The following is a 22,610-nucleotide window of genomic DNA, read 5'->3' as shown; positions in this document are numbered from 1 at the left end:
TTTATCTTTTCCAGATTTCACTTTCAACAATCATAGGGATAACTACTCCTATTATAAAGGCCGACATTACCAATGTCCAATCGCGTTTCGAAAATCTAAAAACGGTTTGAACTATGTACGATAAAATCAAAACCACAAAAACCACTACGATCTGAGCCGCTTCTATTCCTAACGCAAACTCGGACAATGGCAATATTTTAGAGGTAGCATCACCGCCCAGAATCGATTTGAAATAATTTGAAAATCCCAAACCATGGATTATCCCAAAGAAAAGTGTGATAAAAAACACCACATTTATACTTTCTTTCTTGCTTGATTTTCCTGCTGTAAAAAGATTAAACAACGCCGTTATTAGTATCGTAATTGGAATCAGCAACTCGACCACATTTACTTTTATAGCAATTATTTCAAAAACCGAAAGCATCAAAGCCATTGTGTGACCAATGGTAAAAAGGGTAACCAAAAGCACAACTCGTTTCCAATCCTTAAAGGAGAAAGGAACTGCTAGCGCTATTAAAAATAAAACATGGTCATAAGCATGAATATCTAAAACGTGTTTTAATCCTATTTGAAAGTAAATCCAAAATTCTGACATCGGTAATTAATTAGGTTGATAAAGGGGTTGTAAACTTACGATTAATTTTGAAAATGATTGATTTGATTATTTAAATAAATGCACTTCAAAAGACATCGGATGCAAAGAAAAAATATAAAAAAAATAAAAATTATTAATTTAAAAATAGATTTATCTTTGTAAGATATAAAACCAATAATTATGTCATTTTCAGATTTATTTGATAGCGAATTCAAGCAGAGAAATAAAGGCCATTTTGCATCAATTGTCCGTGTAGCACTTACTGACGAGGAATTTTCGCCAGAAGAAAAAGCATTTTTAGACAAACTGGCAGTTCGATTAGAAATTTCTCCTGCAGAATATGAAGAGATTCTAGAGAATCCTCTAAAATATCCAATCAATCCTCCTTATTTGTACGAACAAAGAATAGAGCGCTTGTATGATTTAGCCCGAATCGTTCACGTTGACCATCATTTAGGCGATAAACAAGAGCTGATGCTGAGAAAAATTGGTGTTGGTTTAGGGTTTAACACTGAAAATGTGAATTACATCGTAGATAAAGCACTGATTTTAGTGGATAAAGAAGTTGATTTCGACACTTTTCTCTTCGAAATGAAAAACATGAACAAGTAATTACAAATCATACGAAAAAAGCTCCCAGAAATCTGGGAGCTTTTTTTATAAACCTGAATTTCAGTATTTGCTTAATTTAGCTTCGTGCATAAATTCTTCCGCTTTTTCTACCATGTTGTAGCTTCCGCAAAAGAACGGCACCCTTTCATGTAATTCTGTCGGTTCAATTTCCATGATTCTGCTAAATCCATTAGAAGCTTTTCCTCCGGCTTGTTCCGCAATAAAAGCTAATGGATTGCATTCATACAACAATCGTAATTTTCCTTTTGGCGCTTTGGAACTCGTAGGATATAAATAAATCCCGCCTTTAATCATGTTTCTGTGAATATCGGAAACCAAACTACCAATATATCTTGAAGTATACGGCCGGTCTCCTTCCTCTAATTGGCAATATTTGATGTAATCTTTTACTCCTTGCGGAAAATGAACATAATTCCCTTCGTTGATGGAATAAATATGACCATCTGTTGGGAATTTCATTTTTGGATGCGATAAATAAAAGGTTCCAATGGCCGGATTCAACGTAAATCCATTGACTCCGTGTCCTGTTGTATAAACTAACATCGTTGACGTCCCGTAAATTACATATCCTGCAGCAACCTGATTAATTCCCGGCTGTAAAAAATCTTCAAGGGTAACTGGAGTTCCTATTGGAGTAATTCTTCTGTAAACCGAAAATATAGTTCCAACCGAAACATTTACATCAATATTTGATGAACCGTCAAGCGGATCCATTAGCACTACATACTTATTATTATGGCTGTTATCACTTCCTTCTACGGTGATGAAATCATCATTTTCTTCAGAGGCGATACCACAAACTATTTCGCGATTGATCAACGTTTGTATAAAAACTTCATTGGCATAAACATCAAGTTTTTGCTGATCTTCACCTTGTATGTTCTGTTCCCCCGCTGCCCCTACAATGTCAACTAATCCAGCTTTGTTCACTTTATAATTGACGACTTTGGCAGCCAATCGGATGGAATTAATGATTCGGGATAATTCGCCTGACGAATATTGAAAAGCGTTTTGATTTTCAATAATAAATTCTCCTAGTGTTTTGTTGCGTTCTTCCATTACGAAATCGATGTAGTTAATTTGAAGTCACAAATATCGTTTTTTTTGTGAAAATGATTTGAATAAAATTTAGTTAGTTTGCCAGTATTGTATATTTGCTGAATAAACCACAAAATTATTATGTAAAAATTCAATTTTTTTGCATTTTTGAACCATTAAAATAAAAATTTATGAATATTCGAAAAGGAACTCAGCAAGACATGCAAGCCGTTTTGGGCCTTATTCAAGAATTAGCTGCATTTGAAAAAGAGCCAGATGCTGTTCTTGTAACTGTTGACGATTTAATTCGGGATGGTTTTGGTCCTGTTCCTTTATTTCATGTTTTTGTTGCCGAAGTGGATGATGATAAAAGTGATAGCGAACCGGCGACGCAAATAGTTGGTATCGCATTATGGTATTACCGCTTTTCAACTTGGAAAGGAAAAACAATTCATTTAGAGGATTTAGTGGTAAAAGACAAAATGCGTGGAACCGGACTTGGATACGCGTTGTATTCTGAAGTTTTAAAACAAGCGAAAAAAGATCAGGTCCGAAGAGTGGAATGGAATGTGTTAGACTGGAATACACCGGCAATCGAATTCTATGAAAAATCAGGTGCAAAAGTGCTTCGAGATTGGTTTGTGGTACAAATGGACGAAATAGGAATCAACCATTTCGTGGAAGAAAAATTAAAATAAAGCATAAAGAACAATTTTTGGTTAAAACTATGAGAATATTCAAATTTGGAGGAGCTTCTGTAAAAGATGCCGCAGGAATTAAAAACGTATATGAAGTTTTACAAAAAGTGGGATACGAAGATGTATTGTTGGTCGTTTCTGCAATGGGAAAAACGACGAATGCATTGGAAATTGTCATAAAAAACTATTTCGACAAATCGGCTGAATTAAATTCATCTGTCCAAGAAGTAAAAAAATACCACAATCAAATTTTGATGGATTTATTTGAGGAAGACAAAAATGACGTTTTTGCCGCTGTAAATACACAATTTACTGATTTAGAATATTTCTTAACACACAATAAATCTCCCAATTATAATTTTGTTTACGACCAAATTGTAAGTTACGGAGAATTAATTTCGACTACTATCCTGAGTCATTTCATGAATTTCATGGGTATAAAAACGCAATGGTTGGACGTTCGTAATTTCATAAAAACAGACGCAAATTATAGAGATGCCGAAGTGGATTGGGAATTGACACAAAAAAATATTGCCAAAAACGTTAAACGAAAAATACTGAACATCACACAAGGTTTCTTAGGTTCAGATGAGAATAATTTCACTACAACTTTGGGTCGTGAAGGATCCGATTATACTGCTGCAATTTTTGCATATTGCTTAAATGCCGAAAGCGTAACTATCTGGAAAGATGTTCCCGGAGTAATGAATGCCGACCCAAGATATTTTGAAAATGCCAGCCTATTAAATCAAATTTCCTATCGCGAAGCCATTGAATTAGCTTTTTACGGCGCAACGGTTATTCACCCAAAAACGTTGCAGCCTTTAAAGAAAAAAGAAATTCCTTTGTATGTGAAATCCTTTATAAACCCATTATTAAAAGGAACAAGTGTTGCTAAAGGTGTCGATTTAGAACCGTATCTGCCTTGTTTTATTGTCAAAAGAAATCAACTTTTGATTTCGCTTTCCTCAATAGATTTCTCTTTCATCATGGAAGAAAACATTAGTGAGATTTTTGCATTGTTTCACCAATTCAAAATAAAAGTAAACTTAATTCAGAATTCTGCAATTAGTTTCTCAGTATGTGTGGAAGATAAATTTGATACTTTTAAAGCATTGAATGCCATTTTATCTAAAAAATTCAAAGTTGAATTTAATGAAAATGTCACTTTATACACCATTAGACATTTCGATGACAAAGCAACTCAAACTGTCGAAGAAAACAAAATTGTTTTGTTGAAACAAGTCAGTCGTGAAACCATGCAAGTCGTGACAAAAGAAGTTTAAAAACTGTTTAATACTATTGAAAAATGGGAATCGAAATTAAATTTTGATTCCCATTTTTTGTTGCTCAAAGTATATTAACAAAAGCTTAAAGCGAGAATATCATTATTTATATATCGACTCATTTTCTGATTGACACATGTTCTAATTATCGAATTATAAATACTACTTTTGATACTTTCGAGTTATAGTATTTATGTTGAAAAAATTACTTTTTTGGATTGTAATAAGCTGTTTTTCCGGGCTCCATGCCCAGGAAATAAATTCGTTGTACAAAACCAAAAAAATCCTTCCCTCACGCGATACGATTTACTTAGAAAAAGGAAGCATTAATTCCAGTTTTTTCAAATTGCTTGACGCCAATGGCAAGCGAATCGACAGCACATTATTTAAAATAAATTTCGAAAAAGGTACGCTCTTTTTAAAGGAAAACAGCAATTTTAGCTCCGATTCGCTTACAGTACAGTATCTTAAATTTCCGGCAATATTAACTCAAGAATACCATATTTACGACTCCAGCCGAGTTGTCAGTAATGAAGCAGGAACTGGAAATTTATACAAAATTGAAGAAAAAAAAACAAACAAAAATGTGCCTTTTGACGGATTGAACACTTCCGGAAGCATTACGCGTGGCTTGACGATTGGGAACAATCAAAATGCGGTTTTGAACTCCAATTTAGATTTACAAATCACAGGTAAAATTTCCGAAAAAGTAAGTTTAAGAGCCTCCATTCAAGACAGTAATATTCCGTTGCAGGACGGCGGCTATTCTCAAAAACTGGATCAGTTTGACAATGTTTTCATGGAATTGTTCAGCGAGGACTGGAATATTAGAGCGGGTGATATCTTTCTGGAAAACAAGAAAACCCAATTCCTGAATTTCAACAAAAAAGTACAGGGACTGGCAACCAATTTCAACTTTGGAACCGAAGATAACAAAACAAATGTATTTGCATCAGCGGCTTTAGTTCGAGGACAATATGCCAAAAGTGATATTGTGGGACAAGAAGGCAATCAAGGTCCTTACAAATTAAAAGGGCAAAATGGCGAATTGTATGTTGTCGTGGTTTCAGGTTCAGAGCGGGTTTATGTCAATGGAATTTTACTGAAACGAGGCGAAAACAATGATTATACGATAGATTACAATGCCGGTGAAATTGTATTTACGCCACTTTTTACCATCACTTCCGAAATGCGAATTGCTATAGAATACCAATATTCCGATCGAAATTACACGCGTTTTGTAACTTACACCGGAGCCACGCATGACAACAAGAAATGGAGTTTTGGAGGCTATTTATATTCGGAAAACGACTTGAAAAACCAACCGTTACAACAAAATTTGTCACAGGAACAAGCCCAAATATTGGTGAATTCCGGAGACAATCCAAGTTTGATGACTGCGCCTTCCGCCTATTCTGACACTTACTCCGAAAACAAAGTACTGTATCGAAAAACGCTCGTTAATGCCGTAGAAATTTTCGAATATTCAAATGACGCACAACAAGAATTATTCAATGTCCGATTCACTTTGGTAGGAACTAATAACGGGAATTATATTTTGACCAATGCAGCAACAATCACCCGAGTTTACGAATACAATGCTCCTATAAACGGGATTCCGCAAGGAAATTACGAACCCATAATTCAACTTATTGCGCCAACGAAGGTACAAGTCGCCACCTTTTTAGGGAAATTTAAACCCACTGAAAAAACAGCTGTAGATTTTGAAATTGGCATCAGCAACAATGATAAAAATTTATTTTCGACTATTGATGATGCGAATAACAAAGGTTTGGCTGGAAAAATAAATGCCAAACAACGGCTTTTTTCAAAAAAATGGCAAATGGATGCTTTCACTAATTATCAATTTGTGCAAAACAATTTCAGTTCTGTGGAACGGCTTTATAATATAGAATTTGACAGGGACTGGAATTTAGGAAATGCAGGCATTGGAAATCAAAGTTTATTAGTTTCCGGGTTGCAATTGGATTTAAATCCAAAACCAAAATCCACCAATAAAGGATTAGTACTGTATCAATTTGAAAAACTAGATTTCTCCGAAAATTTTTCGGGCAGCAGGCATATTTTAAATGGTTTGTTTCGGATTAAAAATTGGACTTTTCAAAACCAAGGCAGTTTTTTAAAAAGCGATGGAACTATTTTATCCTCGAAATTTTTAAGAAACCAGTCTCAAATGCGTTTTCATTTCGATAAAAATTGGGTTGGTTCCAGCTTGCGATTAGAGGATAATCAGGAAAAAGACAAAGTTAAAAATCGGTTTTCAGCTTTAAGCCAAAAATTTACAGAGTACGGTTTTTTCACTGGAAGAGGTGACAGCACCAAGGTTTTTATGGAATTGGGTTATCTTAGAAGAACCAATGATAGCTTACAGAACAACTTGATTCAGCGCGTAAATTCCTCCCAGACTTTTATGTTGAAATCAAAATTAATTCAAACCAATAAAAGTGATTTGTCCCTTTACGCCAATTACAGAGTCTTGGAATTTGTGGACGCTACACGAAAAAAAGAACCAACATTAAATTCCAGAATCGTGTATGCGGACCGTTTTTTCAATCAATTAATCCAAAGTACAACGGTTTACGAAACGAATTCCGGAACCATTCCGCAACAGGAATTTACCTATCTGGAAGTACCAGCCGGACAAGGCGTTTACACTTGGAATGATTACAACGGCAATGGAATTCAGGAATTACAGGAGTTTGAAGTCGCTCCCTTTATCGATCAGGCGAAATTTATCCGGGTGTTTTTACCCAATCGGATTTATATAAAAACATATCAAAATAAGTTCTCCCAATCCGTGACCTTAAACCCAAATCAATGGCAAAATGAGAAAGGAATAAAAAAATTACTTTCTTATTTCTACAATCAAACCGCTTTTTTAATCGACCAAAAAACGAGAAGTGACGGTGCTAATTTTGAATTAAATCCGTTTAGCGGTTCCAATGAAAATGTGCTGGGACTAAATTCCAGTTTAAGAAACAGTTTGTTTTACAATCGAGGAAAACAAAACCATTCGATTACCTATTCTTACTTTCAGAATAAAACGAAAAACTTATTGTCCATAGGTTCGCAGGCAGCTAGCAACAGTTCCCATCAATTGCAGTACAACCATTTATACAATAAAAGCTGGCTGTTTGGTTTTTTTGCCAAAACGATAAAAACCGCCATTCAATCGGAGAATTTCCCAGAGAAAAACTTCGACATCAACGGTTATCAATTGGCTCCAAAAATCAGTTATTTATTTTCCAAGAGTACCAGTTGGGATATCTTTTATGAATTACAAAAGAAAGAAAATCAAAGTGGCGGTACGGAAACGCTGCTGCAAAATCGCTTTGGGACCGCCTTTTCTTATGCAGGAACTAAAAAATTCACAATGAACGGAGAAGTTTCTTTTTACCAAAATAAATTTGATGGAAATGAATTCTCTTCAGTAGGATTTCAAATGCTGGAAGGATTACAAACGGGTCAAAACTTGACGTGGAGATTGCTTTTGCAAAAAAATATCACACAATTTTTAGATGTAAACGTTAATTACCAAGGTCGAAAAAGCGAAACAAGCCAAGCCATTCATACTGGAAACGTGCAATTAAGAGCTTATTTTTAATGAAATAATTTAATGGTTTGGTAATCCCTTAGAAATATGCGCAACGGGTTGATTACCTAACTTTCAAAGTAAAAACAACGAACTTATTTATCGCACATGGATTTGAAATCGGAACAAAAAACTATTTTAGTTGCACCTTTGAATTGGGGTTTAGGTCACGCAACACGATGCATTCCAATCATTAAAGCGTTATTAGAAAACAACTATATCCCAATAATTGCATCCGATGGGATAGCATTGGCATTGTTAGAAAAGGAATTCCCCAACATACAAACACTGGAACTTCCCTCATACCAAATAGAATATGCAAAAAAAGGACAAAATTTCAAATGGAAATTATTAAAAAATAGTTTGAGAACCCTAAAAGCTGTTCGCCAAGAAAAAAAAATAACTGAAAACTGGATTGAAAAATACGCCATTGACGGCATTATTTCGGATAACAGGATGGGTGTTTTCAATAAGAAAGTTCCCTCGGTGTATATCACACACCAATTGAATGTATTGACAGGGAACACAACTTGGATTACAAGCAAAATCCATCAATATGTTATGAATAAATACACCGAATGCTGGGTTCCGGATCATCCCGGCAATCTAAATCTGACGGGGAAACTGGGCCATATTGACAACGTGAATCCCAAAATCAAACATATTGGACCGGTAAGCAGACTGCAAAAGAAACTGTTGCCCAAAAAGTACGACTTGCTTGTGATTCTTTCGGGACCGGAACCTCAACGGGGATTATTAGAAACCCATTTAAAAAAAGAAATCGTTCGGTTTGAAGGAAATGTGATTTTTATCGAAGGAAATGTTGAATCTGAGCAGAAAATTGTTGTAAAAGGAAATGTAACCTATTATAATTTCATGAATTCAACAGCGCTGGAACAAGCTTTTAACGAAAGTGAAATGGTGCTTTGTCGTTCCGGTTACACCACAATAATGGATCTTGCAATCTTAAGAAAGAAGGCTTTTTTTATTCCCACACCCGGGCAATACGAACAGGAATATTTGGCTAAAAAATTAAAGAAAGAAGGCCTAGCTCCTTATTCGAATCAAAATGATTTCAGGTTGGATAACATTAAGGAAATTCACAATTATAAAGGGTTGCCACGATTAGATTCTAAAATAGATTGGACAAATTTATTTCAGGTTTTTGAGAAATAGCAAATTTTTTTAGGCATAAAAAAAACCAATTCTGATGAATTGGTTTTTAAAATAGTAAATCTTTATTAACTATATTTTCTTAATTGCTTCTTACTTTTTCAAGGGTAAAAGAAAATTCAGAGCCGACGCCAAAAGTACTGTCTACATAAATTTTCTCCTCATGAGCTTCGATTATGTGCTTTACAATAGATAATCCCAAGCCAGAACCTCCTTCTGTTCTAGCACCACTTTTATCTACTCTGTAAAAACGTTCAAAAAGTCTCGAAATATTTTTTTTCTCTATTCCTTCCCCGTTATCGGTTACTCGAACGATTACTTTTTCATCTGTTAAGTCTTCAATACTGACTTCGGTTGATCCCTTTAATTTTCCGTATTTAATAGAATTCACAATCAAATTCATGACCACTTGCTGGATTTTTTCCTGATCGCCCAGAACCATAATAGGTTTGTTGTATTTCATATCAAACATCAACAAAATATCTTTTTTGGAAGCTTTCATTTCAAGCAAATCAAACACATTTTGAACGAGTTTAACGATATCAAATTTAGCTACTTCCAAATTCAATTCGCCAATTTCGAGTTTGGAAATCATATCTAAATCCTGAACAATGTAAATGAGTCTTTCCACACCTTTTTCGGCTCGTTCTAAGTATTTTTTTCGAATTGTTTTGTCGTTCATGGCGCCGTCAAGCAAAGTTGACAGATAGCCTTGAACCATAAAAAGCGGAGTTTTGAGTTCGTGAGAAACATTGCCCAAAAACTCTCTTCTGTATTCTTCACGGACTTTTAATGTTTCTATTTCCAGTTTTTTATCCGTGGCAAACTTTTTGACTTCACGGGTAAGTGTGGCCATATCAGTAGTTATAGGCTGATTCCTAAACGTACTTGATTCCAATAAAGAAACATCATCGTATATTTTTTTTACCTTTTTATAAATGAAACGTTCCACCCGATATTGAATTACGACAAAGGAAAATGTAGCAATTGACAAGGCAAAAAGAAGGGAAAACTGATAAGAAATAGTAAAAAACAAGTAGGTGAGATAACTAACTAATCCTGTAGAAAAAAGAGTAATATATAAAGCCGACTTGACGGCAAAACGATATGTTTTTTTAAAATTTATTGTCATTTACACTTCAAACTTATATCCCACTCCTTTGATTGTTTTGAAGAAATCTTCGCCTATTTTTTCACGTAATTTTCTGATGTGAACGTCAATTGTTCTTCCGCCCACTACTACTTCATTACCCCAAACTTTATCCAAGATTTCGTCTCGTTTGAATACTTTTCCTGGTTTTGAAGCCAAAAGATAAAACAACTCAAATTCTTTTCTGGGTAATGCAATTTCAATATTATCTTTTACAATTTTGTATTCTTCCCGGTTAATTTCGATTCCGCCTACGTTTAGTGTTTCGCTGTTTTGCTCTTTTTCCTTTAATCGGCGCAACAAAGCTTTTACTTTACTAACTAATAATTTAGGTTTGATAGGTTTGGTAATGTAATCATCCGCACCAGCATCAAAACCAGCAACTTGCGAGTAATCTTCGCTTCTGGCTGTCAGGAAAGTGATTAGAACATTGCTAAGTTCCGGAATTTTTCGAATGTTTTCACAAGCCTCCATTCCATCCATTTCCGGCATCATAACATCCATTATGATTAGGTCTGGAATTTCCTTTTTTGCCTTGGCTACAGCTTCTTTGCCGTTTGCCGCTGTAAAGATTTGATATCCTTCCTGAGAGAGGTTGTACCCTACAATTTCTAAGATATCCGGTTCGTCGTCTACTAATAGAATCTTGGTGTGTTTTTTCTTCATAAAGCGCCAAAAATTGTTTTTGAATTGTAAATGTAATAATAAATGGAGTATTGAAAAGCTGTTAACCGTAATTTAATATTGGGTTCATTTTAGAGCACAAAACAAAACATAACCATAACAAGCCAGTAACTTACATTTTACATTTCGGGCGTTACTTTGCAAAAAAATTAAACAAATGAAACTCAAGTTACTATTTTTCACGTTATTACTAACAGGCATTTCTTTTTCACAAAATAAAGGAACAGTTACTGGAATGTTAACAGACAAAGATGCTAATAATCAATCCTTACCATTTGCTAACGTTGTTATTAAAGGTACAACAAATGGAACCAACACAGATATTGATGGAAAATATTCCATTGCTGCAGCACCGGGAACATATATTATTCAATTTAGTTTCGTAGGTTATGAATCCGTAGAAGTTCCCGTAACTATTGTTGCAAATGAAATTGTAACTATAAATCAAGCATTAGGTTCCGCCGGATATAAATTAGAAGACGTAATTGTTAGAGCTGCAGTAAATAGAGAAAAGGAAACTGCCTTATTATTAGACCAAAAACAAGCGGTTGTGATCAAACAAAGCATCGGCGCACAAGAAATGGCCCGTAAAGGTATTAGTGATGTTGAAGAAGGTTTGACAAAAATCACTGGAATTACTAAAGTTGACGGTAGAGGATTATTTATTAGAGGTTTAGAAGACCGTTACAATAACTTATTGATAAACGATTTACAATCACCGTCAAACAGTCCTTTCAAAAAAATCATTCCACTGGATTTGTTCCCTACAGATGTCGTAGGAGTTCTGAACATCTATAAAACCTTCAATCCTAATATTTCTGGAGATTTTGCTGGAGCAACCGTTAACATTGAAACACCGCAAGCAAAAAACATTACTAAGTTGAATATTGGTTTTGGCTACACAACTAACAATAATCTTAAAGATTTCCTTATTTCGGATGATTCAAACTCTACTAAAGGAACTTTAGGACTTATCGGAAAAGACAGAGCACTTCCAAGTATTTTTGGATCAGTTCCAAGTGGACAAAGACTTTCTCCAGCAGAACATGAAAATGGATTTGGTAACAAATCATGGGATGTCAACAGTACACAAAGTCCATTGAATTCCAGCATTGGTTTTTTACATGCACAAAAATTCAGTCTTAAGAATGAGAAAAATATCAGTTATATTATGTCATTTAATTTTGACAATAAATACACTTTCAGAGAAGGTGTAGACAGAACTTTTAATCTTGGACAAGGGAACTTCGACAATAATTTATACAATACACAATACAGTTACTTCACTACATTTTCAGGTTTAGCTGGAATGAAATACAAAACAAACCGTTTTAATTTAAATTTTAATACGTTTTTAATTAAAGCGACCGAAAGCAAAATTCAAGATCAATTAGGATACACAAACAGTTTAGCAAATCAAACGAATAATCTTATCCGATTAAATCAGTATGAGGAGTCTAATTACTGGAACACTCAATTGTACGGGGATTATAAATTATCTGAAGACGGCAAACACAGTTTGAAAGCCGGAGGTTCCTATATCAAAACTTCTTTTCAGCAACCGGACAGAAAATTTATTACTGGTATAAAAGTTAACGAAAATGACATCAATATGTCTTATGGTGGTAACAACCTGAACCGTCAATTCTTAGATGTAAAAGGAAACTTTTATTACTCATCACTTTTGGAATATAATTTGAAATTTGGAAACCAAGAAGATTCTAATACACTTTCTGTTGGATACAACAGTTCGCTGAACGACATGGAATCTTCGTACCGTTTCTTCTCAGGAAGAAGAAGTATTGAGAAAAATTATACTGCCGATTTAAATACTATTAGCCAAAACATCAACCAAGACATCAACAACGGAATTGTTTATGTTCAGGAAGAGTCTAATGGAGATTATAAATTTAAATTGAATCAGTTTATCAATGCAGGATATTTCAATTTGTTTATGAATCTTGGAGAAAAATGGGATTTGAATGCCGGAATTAGAGCTGAAAATTCTACTCGTGTAATAAAATACAGAAACCAAGGTGATGTTTTTGGAAGTGCTTTCCGCAAAAAGACCGATGATAAACTTGATATCTTACCGTCTGTAAATGCAAAACGCATTTTAAGTGAAAACAGTAATTTGAGACTTTCATTGGCAAAAACAATAACTCGACCAGTTGCAATGGAATTGTTACCAATAAACTACATTAATCCAGACGGAACTTCAGAAAGTGGTAATTCAGATTTGAAAGACAGTGAAAATTACAATGCTGATTTCAAATATGAATTATTCCCAAACAACAAAGAATTGTTTGCTGTAGGAGTATTTGGAAAAGTAATTAACAATCCTATTGAAAGAGTTTTCAAACCAACTGCAAACAGTGGTGGTCAAATCACAACTTTTAAAAACTCTGAACAAGCCGTTATTTATGGTGCCGAAATAGAAATGCTTTTACAATTGAGCAGAATTAACGAATCACTTTCTAATTTCTCCTTTGGTCTGAATACGTCATTGATGAGTACCGATGTAAAAGTAAATCCTACTAAACAAGGAAACGAATTAGAAAATAGTACTAACCGAAAATTACAAGGAGCATCAAGCTGGTTGATTAATTCCGATCTAAAATACGATTTTGTCTTGAGAAAAGACTGGAAAAACTCTATGACATTAGTTTATAATGTTTACGGAGACCGAATTTTCGCGGTAGGTTCATCAGGAATTGATCACATTTATGAAAAATCATTCAGTAAATTAGATTTCATCTGGACGAGCTCACTTTCAAAAAATGTCGAACTTAAATTTGGCGTAGACAACATCTTAAATCCAAGTTATAAAAAAGAGTTAGGAAGTAAAAGCACTATAAATATTACTGAAGACTCATTAGTGTTAAGAGAATTCAAAAAAGGTGTCGGATTCTCTGTTAACATCGGATACACATTTTAACAACAAAAAAATTATTGATAAGAAAAAGAGCTCCTAAAGCTCTTTTTTTTGGTTACCCAAGTAACATAAAATTTACATCAAATTGATTGTTATATAATACTTTAGTAACAATTACGTAACTAAATTACAGGAGACTCGATGTACTTTTGAATAAAATAAATAATAAAAAAATTATAATTTTAAAATCATTAAAATGAAAAAATTAGTATTCAGCCTTGCCTTATTAAGCTTAGTTTTTACAAGTTGTACTTCAAGTGACGATGATGTAGCGGTTACTCCACCCTCGGCAACAGGCGATATCACCGGTGACATTGCGGCATCAAAAACGTACATAAAAGGTGCTTACGCATTAAGCGGCACCGTGAGAGTAAAAAGCGGCGTTACTTTAACTTTTGAAGCGGGTTCAGTAGTTACTGCGGATGCTTCAAATGGTACAGATGCATTGTTAGTAGAAAACGGAGGAAAATTAAATATTGCAGGAACTGCTGCTGAACCAGTGGTGTTCACTGAAAAATCTAAAACTGCAGGTTCTTGGGGTGGTATAATCATGTTTGGTGATGCTCCAATTGTTTCTGGGAAAACTGCAGACGGATCGCCTATCACTAATGCAACTTCTGAAGATGGTACAAATATTGTTTACGGTGGTACAAATGCAGCACATAATGGTGGTTCACTAAAATATGTTAGAGTAGAATATGCTGGTAAAAAAATACTTGACGGAAATTCTGAGATGAATGGTTTCTCATTTTATTCAGTTGGCTCTGGAACAGTATTAGAAAATTTGGTTTCATATAAAGGCGCTGATGATGGATTTGAATTTTACGGAGGAACAGTGAGTGCTAAAAACCTTATTTCTTATGGAAATACAGATGATTCTTTTGACTGGCAAGATGGATGGCAAGGTCAGGCGAACACCAACTGGTATGCGTATCAAACTGGAGCTGGAAATTTTGGAATGGAAATCGAATCAAAAAGTGTAAATAATGCATTCTTTCCTAAAGTATCAAATATTACTTTAAGAAGAGCTGCAGGAACAGTTACTGAGGCAGGAAATCCTCTTGAAGTAGATGCAATCCAATTTAAAAAAGAAGGAAATGGAGAATATTCTAATGTAGTAATTTCTGGATATACATCAGCAAATGCGACTTCAGTTAGAATTCAAGATGCTGCTACAAACACCAATCAAGTTCTTACAGGAAAAATTAAAATGCTTAATGTAAAAATTGCAGACAATACTTCTTTATGGGGTGCTGGTACAACAACTTTCACAGTAACATTTTTACCTGCGAACTATACAACTAGTACTACTGCTAATGGAGCTGTATTGACTCCTGGTGCTTGGGCTATAGTTGATGGGGTTAACTTATTAGGAAATTTGTAAATAACAATCTATATTTCATATCAAACATCCTGAGCAATCAGGATGTTTTTTTTTGGTATGCTTTTTGAATTTATATTTGTACATTTACTTCTCAAACTTATCTGATGGCAAAAAACTACTTTTATATTATAACTGTATTGGTTCTTTTATTTTCTCTGAACGGTAGTGCTCAAGAAATTAAACAACAACCAAGAATGCAAGAAACCGCCACTATAGAAGGTTTAAGCTTGTACCCGAATCCTGTGAGTAATGGCAAAGTTTACATCTCTACAAAAAACGAACTTGATAAAGAAATAATTATTTTTGATGTCTTAGGAAAAAAAGTACTTCAAACCGTGATCAGCTCTAGAGAATTAAATGTTTCGAATCTTTCTTCAGGAGTTTACATTATAAAAATCAATGAAAGAGAAGCATCAGCAACCAGAAAATTAATTATCCGATAATTTCAAAAATACAGCACTAAAGCTCCAATTGCAATTGGGGCTTTTTTTTGTGTCTTGTTCAAAAGGAATTAATCCTAAGAATCAAGTTTATCCAATTCTGTTATTGGTTTGCCTTTGAATTTTTGATTACTTTTGCAAAAAAAATTCTTGATCACATCATCCGATATATTTACCATTTCCAGTCAAAAACAGTTTGAAAAAATTGCCTTGAAAATGTTTCGTTTCCAATATGAAAACAATAAAGTGTATCAGGAGTTTTGTGATTTTTTAAAAACAGATCCTCAAAAAGTAAAATCTCTTCAACAGATTCCATTTTTACCGATTCAGTTCTTCAAAAGTCACGAAGTGGTTTCGAATACCAATCCCATTCAAGAAACCTTCACCAGCAGCGGAACCACCGGAATAATTACCAGCAAACATCTAGTTACCGATGTCAGCTTGTATAACGAAAGTTATCGTAAAGGATTTTCTGAATTTTATGGCAATATTGAAGATTATGTTGTTTTGGCCTTGCTTCCATCCTATCTGGAACGAGATGGCTCTTCATTAATATACATGGTAAAGGATTTAATTGCAGAATCAAATCATACCGAAAGTGGTTTTTACCTGCACAATCATGACGAACTAATTGCTAAACTTATCGCTTTAGACGAGGTCGGCCAAAACGTCATTCTGATTGGGGTGACTTTTGCGTTGTTAGACTTAATCGAGAAACAACAGTTCCAACTGCAGCATACCATTATCATGGAAACGGGCGGTATGAAAGGCAAAAGAAAAGAAATGATTCGGGAAGAACTGCACGAACAATTGTGTAAAGGTTTTGGCGTTTCGGCCATACATTCAGAATATGGAATGACCGAATTACTTTCGCAAGCGTATTCTTTAGGAAACGGAGTGTTTGAATGCCCCTCTTGGATGCAAATCCTCGTTCGTGATACAGAAGATGCTTTGACCTACATCCAAGACGGAAAAACAGGCGGAATCAACGTGATAGATTTGGCTAACATCAATTCCTGTTCGTTTATTGCCACGCAGGATTTGGGCAAAAAAAATCCCAACAACTCTTTCGAGGTATTAGGACGTTTTGATAATTCTGATATTCGTGGTTGTAATTTGATGGTTTTGTAAGAAGGTTTATGGTTAATTTGCTTAGTCGGTTAACTGAAGTTACAATTAAACAATTTACCAGTTAAACGATTAAACCACTCGCACCACAAAATAATTTTTCTTTCCGCTTTGCAATAATACGAACTGATTGTTGATTAAATCTTTGCTCAAAAGCACGAATTCTTCAGCTACTTTTTCTTTATTTACTGAAATAGAATTGGCTGCCAAAGCTCGCCTTGCTTCACCATTCGATTTTAGAAATCCTGTTTTTTCGTTTAGAACGTCAACAATATTAATTCCAGTTTCAATTTCATTTCTGCTGATTTCCGCTTGAGGAACTCCATCAAAAACATCTAAGAAAGTGGCTTCGTCCAATTGTTTCAAATCATTCGAAGTAGAATTTCCGAACAAAATATTCGACGCTTTTATTGCATTTTCTAAATCTTCTATTGAATGAACCATCACCGTAATTTCTTCGGCCAAACGTTTTTGTAACAAACGCAAATGTGCTGCTTCTTTGTGTTTTTCGGTTAAAATTTCGATATCTTCTTTCGATAAAAAAGTAAAAATCTTGATGTATTTTTCCGCATCGATATCAGATGTATTCAACCAATATTGGTAAAATTTATATGGTGAAGTTCTTGCGGCATCCAACCAAATATTTCCGCCTTCGGATTTTCCAAATTTGGTTCCATCCGCTTTTGTAATCAACGGACAAGTCAACGCATACGCTTTTCCACTGGCGATTCTACGGACTAATTCAGTTCCCGTGGTGATATTTCCCCACTGATCACTTCCTCCCATTTGAAGCGTACAATTCTTTTGTCTGTACAAATGCAAAAAGTCATATCCTTGAACCAATTGATAGGTGAACTCTGTAAAAGACATTCCTTCGGCAGCTTCGGATGACAAACGCTTCTTCACAGAATCTTTTGCCATCATATAATTTACGGTAATATGTTTACCTACATCACGAATAAAATCCAGAAAAGAAAAATTCTTCATCCAGTCGTAATTATTCACTAATTCAGCCGCATTAGCCGCATCGGAGGTAAAATCCAAAAAACGAACCAATTGCCCTTTTATAGCTTCTTGATTGTGACGTAATGTTGGTTCGTCCAATAAATTTCTTTCATTCGATTTTCCTGATGGATCACCAATCATTCCTGTTGCGCCACCCACTAAAGCTAATGGCTTGTGTCCAGAAAGCTGAAAATGTTTCAACAACATCACGCCAACTAAATGTCCTATATGCAATGAATCGGCAGTTGGATCAATTCCCACATACGCCACACGCATTTGTTCCATCAAATGTTCTTCTGTACCGGGCATAACATCGTGGAGCATTCCTCTCCAAGTTACTTCTTCAATAAAATTCTTCATCTTTTTTAATCAATTTGCACAAAGATAATAATATCAATGGCAAAAATCAATTTCAATTACAATAACAATTTTTGTAAAAAAATTAATTTTAAAGTGCTAAATTGAAGTTGTGATTGAAAATGTCATCCGATTGAAATTGCTATTGCTATTGCCATTGAAATTGATTTCATTACATTTGTAAATATGATTTTAGTCACAGGAGGAACTGGTTTAGTAGGCGCGCATCTATTGCTTCATTTAATTGATAATGGAGAAAAGGTACGCGCTATGTATCGAAGTGTCGCTTCAATGCAGAAAACCAAATCATTGTTCGCTACCTATAAAAAGGAATTCCTATTTGAGCAAATCGAATGGATTCCCGCAGATATTACTAAAGTTCCTTCCTTAGAAATTGCCTTTCAAAATATTGACACTGTGTACCATTGCGCCGCTTTGATTTCTTTTGACCCCAAAGATGAAAATCTATTGCGAAAAACAAACATTGAAGGCACGGCTAATATTGTGAATTTCTGTATTTCTTATCAAATAAAAAAACTGTGTTTTGTCAGTTCCATTGCTACTTTAGGTGATTTACTGCCTCATGAAAAATTCATCACAGAAGAAACGGAATGGAATCCGGAAAAGTACCATACTGATTATGCCATTTCTAAATATGGCGCCGAAATGGAAATTTGGCGCGGACAACAAGAAGGTTTAGATGTTATAATTGTTAATCCTGGTGTCATTCTCGGGCCCGGTTTTAGAGAACAAGGAAGTGGGCAACTTTTTACGAAAGTAAAAAACGGGTTGAAATTTTATACAATGGGCTCAACGGGATTTGTTGCCGTAACTGATGTTATTCGAATGGCGCATCAATTAATGCAAAGCGAAATTAAAAATGAACGCTTTACTTTGATTGCAGAAAATAGTATTTTCCGTGACATTCTCAATTCTATGGCCGATTCATTTGGTGTGCAACGACCTAAAATTCATGCTAAACCCTTTTTTATGGAAATACTCTGGAGGCTGGATTGGTTTGTTTCAAATGTGTTTCAGCAAAAGAGAAAATTATCCCAAGCCACTGTAAGAGCTTCCTATTCGGTAAATAATTATTCTAATGAGAAGATTAAAGACCGATTGGAAACTGATTTCATTACTATTTATCAATACATAAAAGAGATTTCTAAACTGTAAAACTGCAGTTATATTATTTCAATTTCGTCGTGTCACCGACTATAGGAGATGGTTTTTTATTTTTTTGAAGAAGTAGTTTCTTTTTCTTTTTTTCTAAATTCACTAATGAATCGACGCTTTTTTTATTGGCATCCAGTCGTTTTGAAATCTGTTCAAACATCAATTTATAATCATCATAATCCGATGCGTAATACACATTGCTTTTGGCAAACTGAAGGCTGTCAATTTTATATTTTTTATAAATATAGTCTCTTGAATTTATTTTAAAAGTATCTAAAGAAGCTGGATTTTGATATTTTATCGCCTCCAAAACAGCTAAATCATACATCACATCAAGCATCACGTCTTTCTCGATAAGACGTTCTGGTTTTTGCACTACTACGTCTTTACAACTTGTTAAAAGAGTCAATATTGCTAAAAATGATACGATTTTTTTCATCTGATAAATTTTATCTTTCGAACAATAAACGTTTTCCTGCACGAATATCTTTCACTTTAAAAGCGTTGTAAACTAATTGTCCGTTCACAAAAGTATGGGTAATTCTGGATTTAAAAGTAAATCCTTCAAATGGAGACCAACCACATTTAGCCAAAATGTTTTCTTTTTTTACGCTCCAAGGCAAACCTGAATTTACAATTACCAAATCGGCGTAATAGCCTTCTTTAATAAAACCTCGTTTCTCTATTTTGAATATTTTTGCCGGATTGTGGCACATTTTCTCCACAATTTTTTCTACACTTATTTTTCCTTGGTGGTGCGCTTCAAACATAGCCACAACAGCATGTTGCACTAATGGTCCGCCGGAAGGCGCATTCAGGTACGATTGCTTTTTCTCTTCTAAAGTATGTGGCGCGTGATCTGTAGCAATCACATCAATTCGGTCGTCCAGTAATGCTTCCCAAAGCACTTTTCTGTCATTAGCGGTTTTCACAGCAGGATTCCATTTTATAAGGTTGCCCTTCGTAGCATAATCATCATTGGTAAACCACAAATGGTGCACGCATACTTCGGCAGTGATTTTCTTTTCTTCCAATGGAATTTTATTTGTAAACAAATCCATTTCTTTCGCAGTCGAAAGATGAAAAATATGCAAACGGGCGCCTGTTTTCTTAGCCAACGCAACTGCTTTGGAAGAAGAAATATAACATGCTTCCTCGCTTCGGATGAGGTGATGCGCCGTAACGGGAACATCCTCTCCAAACTCTTCTTTGTATTTGGCTAAATTATTTTTGATGGTCGCTTCATCTTCACAATGCACCGCAATAAGCATGGGCGTGCTCGAAAATATTTTCTCTAAAGTTGCTTCATTGTCCACCAACATATTTCCGGTTGACGAACCTAAAAATATTTTGATTCCGGCAACATTCTTTGGATTGGTCTTTAAAACTTCTTCCAAATTATCATTGGTAGCGCCCATCATAAACGAATAATTCGCATAGGACTTCTGGGCAGCCAACTCGTATTTTTGCTCTAATATTTCTTGGGTGACTGCATTAGGAATAGTGTTGGGTTGCTCTATGTAGGAAGTAATACCGCCTGCAACTGCCGCTCTGGATTCGGATTCAATATCGCCTTTGTGCGTCAGTCCAGGCTCTCTAAAATGCACCTGGTCATCAATTGCACCCGGAATCAAATAATTTCCTTCGGCATCAATAATCTTACAGTCCGAAAATTTGGCACTGATACTTTCTGAAATTTCAACAATTAAGTCATTCTCAATTAATACATCGCCTTCAAAAATCACTCCTTCATTTACTATTCTGGCATTCTTAATTAAAACCCTGTTCATCGTATCTTTTTCTTATAATGTGTTATATAATCTTTTTAATCTGAGCGCAATAACTCCAAAAACGGCTTCGACAATTATCGAATTACTCATTTTGGACTGCCCTTTTGTTCTGTCGGTAAAAATAATTGGAACCTCCGTAATTTTAAACTTTTTACAGTAGGTTCTGTACTTCATTTCAATTTGAAAGGCGTATCCAACAAATTTTATCTTGTCTAAATTGATCTCTTCTAAAACTTTTCTTTTATAACAGACAAAACCGGCTGTGGCATCATGAATTTTCATTCCCGTTATCATTCGCACATAAACCGATGCGAAATACGACATCAAGACGCGGCTTAAGGGCCAGTTTACCACATTTACTCCCGTCACATAACGGGAACCAATCGCTAAATCAGCATCACCAAAATAACAAGCGCTGTATAATTTTTCTAAATCATTGGGGTTATGGGAAAAATCAGCATCCATTTCAAAAATGTAATCATATTTTTGTCGCAGTGCCCATCTAAATCCATGAACATAAGCGGTTCCCAAACCTGCCTTCTTTTCTCTTTGTTCCAAAAACAATCTATCCTCAAATTCTGATTGAAGTAAAACGACCTTATCAGCAGTATGATCCGGCGAATTATCATCAATAATTAGAACATGAAAAGGTTTGTGTTGCGAGAGCACTGATCGAATAATGCTTTCTATATTTTCAATTTCGTTATAAGTAGGGATTATAACAATGCAATCATTCATATTTTGACTAATTTCCCTGCAAAAGTACCCTTTTTTTGCCATTTCAGCCTTAATAAAATTATAATAAAAAGAATGATAGAAAAATTAGTAATTTTGCAGCGTTATGATCGAAACTATTCTTCACCCCCGAATAACTGAGAATAAAGACTGGGCAACCGTACTTTTTGTTCTGTCTTTTGCAATTATTGCAATTACTAAATCTGTTTTCGAAAATCGATTTGGTGATTTTGCAAACCTAATTTTTTCCAACAAATACACCAAAGTTTATAGGGACAGCAGCCATATGAGAAGTGGATTTACTGTCGCCTTATTTTTTGTCCAAGTCATTTCTCTTGCATTTTTCATTCAAATTTCGCTGAGTTATTTTGGTCATGCCTTAAAAACAGATTGGTTGCTCTACATTCAGATATTTACGTTTTTGGTTTTCTTTATTTTATCGAAATATTTGATTGAAAAAATAATTGCCACATCCTTCAATATCGAAGAATTTATGGAACAGTTTAACTTGCAAAAAGTGACTTACAGAACGTATATTGGATTATTCATACTGCCTTTGAATATAATTTTGTTTTATTACGACTCAATTTCAAGAAATATTCCGTTAGTAATTATAGCTATAATACTGATAATAAACATACTAACTTATTTTGTTTCAATAAAAAATTATCAAAATTTAATATTCGGTAAGTTGTTTTATTTTATTTTATATCTTTGCGCTCTCGAAATAGCTCCGTATTATTTTATGTATTATTGGTTTACAAAAGAGAGTGCTTAGAAAACGTTATAT

19 protein-coding genes are annotated in these 22,610 nt (G+C 34.6%); 11 read left to right on the top strand and 8 right to left on the bottom strand.

Annotation, left to right across the window (positions count from 1 at the left end; genetic code table 11):
* Position 1 precedes the first annotated feature (1 nt).
* A complete protein-coding gene (locus ACP7AT_RS02920) occupies positions 2 to 595 on the bottom strand; it encodes a HupE/UreJ family protein (RefSeq protein WP_426062866.1) in 594 nt (197 codons plus the stop codon).
* 180 nt (positions 596 to 775) lie between these two features.
* Between ACP7AT_RS02920 and ACP7AT_RS02915 the strand changes: the two genes are divergently transcribed.
* Positions 776 to 1,207, top strand: coding sequence for a TerB family tellurite resistance protein (locus ACP7AT_RS02915; protein WP_426062865.1), 432 nt, complete (start codon positions 776 to 778; stop codon positions 1,205 to 1,207).
* A gap of 60 nt (positions 1,208 to 1,267) precedes the next feature.
* Here the strand turns inward: ACP7AT_RS02915 and fbp are convergent, their stop codons facing one another.
* Complete coding sequence (gene fbp, locus ACP7AT_RS02910; RefSeq protein WP_426062864.1) at positions 1,268 to 2,287, bottom strand: class 1 fructose-bisphosphatase; 1,020 nt, start codon at positions 2,285 to 2,287, stop codon at positions 1,268 to 1,270.
* A gap of 170 nt (positions 2,288 to 2,457) precedes the next feature.
* On the opposite strand from fbp, the gene ACP7AT_RS02905 reads away from it, so the two are divergent.
* The 4 genes from ACP7AT_RS02905 (at position 2,458) to ACP7AT_RS02890 (ending at position 9,039) form a co-directional block, all read left to right on the top strand.
* Positions 2,458 to 2,964, top strand: coding sequence for a GNAT family N-acetyltransferase (locus ACP7AT_RS02905; RefSeq protein ID WP_426062863.1), 507 nt, complete (start codon positions 2,458 to 2,460; stop codon positions 2,962 to 2,964).
* A 29-nt stretch (positions 2,965 to 2,993) separates the two neighbouring features.
* A complete protein-coding gene (locus ACP7AT_RS02900; protein WP_426062862.1) occupies positions 2,994 to 4,250 on the top strand; it encodes an aspartate kinase in 1,257 nt (418 codons plus the stop codon).
* A 193-nt stretch (positions 4,251 to 4,443) separates the two neighbouring features.
* Positions 4,444 to 7,875 carry a hypothetical protein gene (locus ACP7AT_RS02895; RefSeq protein ID WP_426062861.1) on the top strand — a complete coding sequence of 1,144 codons (3,432 nt, stop codon included), beginning with the start codon at positions 4,444 to 4,446 and terminating at the stop codon, positions 7,873 to 7,875.
* Between the two features lie 96 nt (positions 7,876 to 7,971).
* Positions 7,972 to 9,039, top strand: coding sequence for a glycosyltransferase (locus ACP7AT_RS02890; protein ID WP_426062860.1), 1,068 nt, complete (start codon positions 7,972 to 7,974; stop codon positions 9,037 to 9,039).
* Positions 9,040 to 9,118: 79 nt separating this feature from the next.
* On the opposite strand, the gene ACP7AT_RS02885 is transcribed toward ACP7AT_RS02890, so the two are convergent.
* Both ACP7AT_RS02885 and ACP7AT_RS02880 read right to left on the bottom strand, forming a co-directional pair.
* Positions 9,119 to 10,168: a sensor histidine kinase gene (locus ACP7AT_RS02885; protein ID WP_426062859.1), complete on the bottom strand. Its 1,050-nt coding sequence runs from the start codon at positions 10,166 to 10,168 to the stop codon at positions 9,119 to 9,121.
* Complete coding sequence (locus ACP7AT_RS02880) at positions 10,169 to 10,852, bottom strand: response regulator transcription factor (protein ID WP_426062858.1); 684 nt, start codon at positions 10,850 to 10,852, stop codon at positions 10,169 to 10,171. It lies immediately after the preceding gene.
* Positions 10,853 to 11,027: 175 nt separating this feature from the next.
* On the opposite strand from ACP7AT_RS02880, the gene ACP7AT_RS02875 reads away from it, so the two are divergent.
* From ACP7AT_RS02875 to ACP7AT_RS02860, 4 genes are all read left to right on the top strand, one after another.
* Positions 11,028 to 13,808, top strand: coding sequence for an outer membrane beta-barrel protein (locus tag ACP7AT_RS02875; protein ID WP_426062857.1), 2,781 nt, complete (start codon positions 11,028 to 11,030; stop codon positions 13,806 to 13,808).
* Between the two features lie 193 nt (positions 13,809 to 14,001).
* The gene (locus tag ACP7AT_RS02870; protein WP_426062856.1) at positions 14,002 to 15,189 is read left to right on the top strand and encodes a hypothetical protein; all 1,188 of its coding nucleotides are present in this window, start codon (positions 14,002 to 14,004) and stop codon (positions 15,187 to 15,189) included.
* 104 nt (positions 15,190 to 15,293) lie between these two features.
* Positions 15,294 to 15,632 carry a T9SS type A sorting domain-containing protein gene (locus ACP7AT_RS02865; RefSeq protein WP_426062855.1) on the top strand — a complete coding sequence of 113 codons (339 nt, stop codon included), beginning with the start codon at positions 15,294 to 15,296 and terminating at the stop codon, positions 15,630 to 15,632.
* 147 nt (positions 15,633 to 15,779) lie between these two features.
* Positions 15,780 to 16,760 carry an acyl transferase gene (locus ACP7AT_RS02860; RefSeq protein WP_426062854.1) on the top strand — a complete coding sequence of 327 codons (981 nt, stop codon included), beginning with the start codon at positions 15,780 to 15,782 and terminating at the stop codon, positions 16,758 to 16,760.
* Positions 16,761 to 16,829: 69 nt separating this feature from the next.
* Here ACP7AT_RS02860 and tyrS read toward each other — a convergent pair whose 3' ends face one another.
* Positions 16,830 to 18,122: a tyrosine--tRNA ligase gene (tyrS, locus tag ACP7AT_RS02855; protein ID WP_426062853.1), complete on the bottom strand. Its 1,293-nt coding sequence runs from the start codon at positions 18,120 to 18,122 to the stop codon at positions 16,830 to 16,832.
* A gap of 183 nt (positions 18,123 to 18,305) precedes the next feature.
* On the opposite strand from tyrS, the gene ACP7AT_RS02850 reads away from it, so the two are divergent.
* Positions 18,306 to 19,295, top strand: coding sequence for an NAD-dependent epimerase/dehydratase family protein (locus ACP7AT_RS02850; protein WP_426062852.1), 990 nt, complete (start codon positions 18,306 to 18,308; stop codon positions 19,293 to 19,295).
* A 13-nt stretch (positions 19,296 to 19,308) separates the two neighbouring features.
* Here ACP7AT_RS02850 and ACP7AT_RS02845 read toward each other — a convergent pair whose 3' ends face one another.
* The 3 genes from ACP7AT_RS02845 to ACP7AT_RS02835 are packed head-to-tail and all read right to left on the bottom strand — an operon-like array spanning position 19,309 to position 21,823.
* Positions 19,309 to 19,734: a DUF4296 domain-containing protein gene (locus ACP7AT_RS02845; protein WP_426062851.1), complete on the bottom strand. Its 426-nt coding sequence runs from the start codon at positions 19,732 to 19,734 to the stop codon at positions 19,309 to 19,311.
* A gap of 10 nt (positions 19,735 to 19,744) precedes the next feature.
* Complete coding sequence (locus tag ACP7AT_RS02840) at positions 19,745 to 21,085, bottom strand: dihydroorotase (protein WP_426062850.1); 1,341 nt, start codon at positions 21,083 to 21,085, stop codon at positions 19,745 to 19,747.
* A 12-nt stretch (positions 21,086 to 21,097) separates the two neighbouring features.
* Positions 21,098 to 21,823, bottom strand: a complete 726-nt coding sequence (locus ACP7AT_RS02835; RefSeq protein WP_426062849.1) for a polyprenol monophosphomannose synthase — start codon at positions 21,821 to 21,823, stop codon at positions 21,098 to 21,100.
* 103 nt (positions 21,824 to 21,926) lie between these two features.
* Between ACP7AT_RS02835 and ACP7AT_RS02830 the strand changes: the two genes are divergently transcribed.
* A complete protein-coding gene (locus tag ACP7AT_RS02830) occupies positions 21,927 to 22,598 on the top strand; it encodes a DUF4271 domain-containing protein (RefSeq protein WP_426062848.1) in 672 nt (223 codons plus the stop codon).
* Positions 22,599 to 22,610 lie beyond the last annotated feature (12 nt).

Source organism: Flavobacterium sp. DSP2-3-1 (assembly GCF_049896865.1).
GTDB lineage: Bacteria > Bacteroidota > Bacteroidia > Flavobacteriales > Flavobacteriaceae > Flavobacterium.
The sequence above is the reverse complement of the archived record's forward strand: the minus strand, read 5'-3'. Positions and strand labels throughout refer to the sequence as shown.

Excerpts from the sequence above, each read along its gene's own strand:
- ACP7AT_RS02865 (WP_426062855.1), top strand. The coding sequence starts at position 15,294 with ATGGCAAAAAACTACTTTTATATTATAACTGTATTGGTTCTTTTATTT.
- ACP7AT_RS02885 (WP_426062859.1), bottom strand. The coding sequence starts at position 10,168 with ATGACAATAAATTTTAAAAAAACATATCGTTTTGCCGTCAAGTCGGCT.
- ACP7AT_RS02850 (WP_426062852.1), top strand. The coding sequence starts at position 18,306 with ATGATTTTAGTCACAGGAGGAACTGGTTTAGTAGGCGCGCATCTATTG.
- ACP7AT_RS02915 (WP_426062865.1), top strand. The coding sequence starts at position 776 with ATGTCATTTTCAGATTTATTTGATAGCGAATTCAAGCAGAGAAATAAA.
- fbp (WP_426062864.1), bottom strand. The coding sequence starts at position 2,287 with ATGGAAGAACGCAACAAAACACTAGGAGAATTTATTATTGAAAATCAA.
- ACP7AT_RS02870 (WP_426062856.1), top strand. The coding sequence starts at position 14,002 with ATGAAAAAATTAGTATTCAGCCTTGCCTTATTAAGCTTAGTTTTTACA.
- ACP7AT_RS02875 (WP_426062857.1), top strand. The coding sequence starts at position 11,028 with ATGAAACTCAAGTTACTATTTTTCACGTTATTACTAACAGGCATTTCT.
- ACP7AT_RS02900 (WP_426062862.1), top strand. The coding sequence starts at position 2,994 with ATGAGAATATTCAAATTTGGAGGAGCTTCTGTAAAAGATGCCGCAGGA.
- ACP7AT_RS02890 (WP_426062860.1), top strand. The coding sequence starts at position 7,972 with ATGGATTTGAAATCGGAACAAAAAACTATTTTAGTTGCACCTTTGAAT.
- ACP7AT_RS02905 (WP_426062863.1), top strand. The coding sequence starts at position 2,458 with ATGAATATTCGAAAAGGAACTCAGCAAGACATGCAAGCCGTTTTGGGC.
- ACP7AT_RS02840 (WP_426062850.1), bottom strand. The coding sequence starts at position 21,085 with ATGAACAGGGTTTTAATTAAGAATGCCAGAATAGTAAATGAAGGAGTG.
- ACP7AT_RS02895 (WP_426062861.1), top strand. The coding sequence starts at position 4,444 with ATGTTGAAAAAATTACTTTTTTGGATTGTAATAAGCTGTTTTTCCGGG.
- tyrS (WP_426062853.1), bottom strand. The coding sequence starts at position 18,122 with ATGAAGAATTTTATTGAAGAAGTAACTTGGAGAGGAATGCTCCACGAT.
- ACP7AT_RS02920 (WP_426062866.1), bottom strand. The coding sequence starts at position 595 with ATGTCAGAATTTTGGATTTACTTTCAAATAGGATTAAAACACGTTTTA.
- ACP7AT_RS02845 (WP_426062851.1), bottom strand. The coding sequence starts at position 19,734 with ATGAAAAAAATCGTATCATTTTTAGCAATATTGACTCTTTTAACAAGT.
- ACP7AT_RS02830 (WP_426062848.1), top strand. The coding sequence starts at position 21,927 with ATGATCGAAACTATTCTTCACCCCCGAATAACTGAGAATAAAGACTGG.
- ACP7AT_RS02880 (WP_426062858.1), bottom strand. The coding sequence starts at position 10,852 with ATGAAGAAAAAACACACCAAGATTCTATTAGTAGACGACGAACCGGAT.
- ACP7AT_RS02835 (WP_426062849.1), bottom strand. The coding sequence starts at position 21,823 with ATGAATGATTGCATTGTTATAATCCCTACTTATAACGAAATTGAAAAT.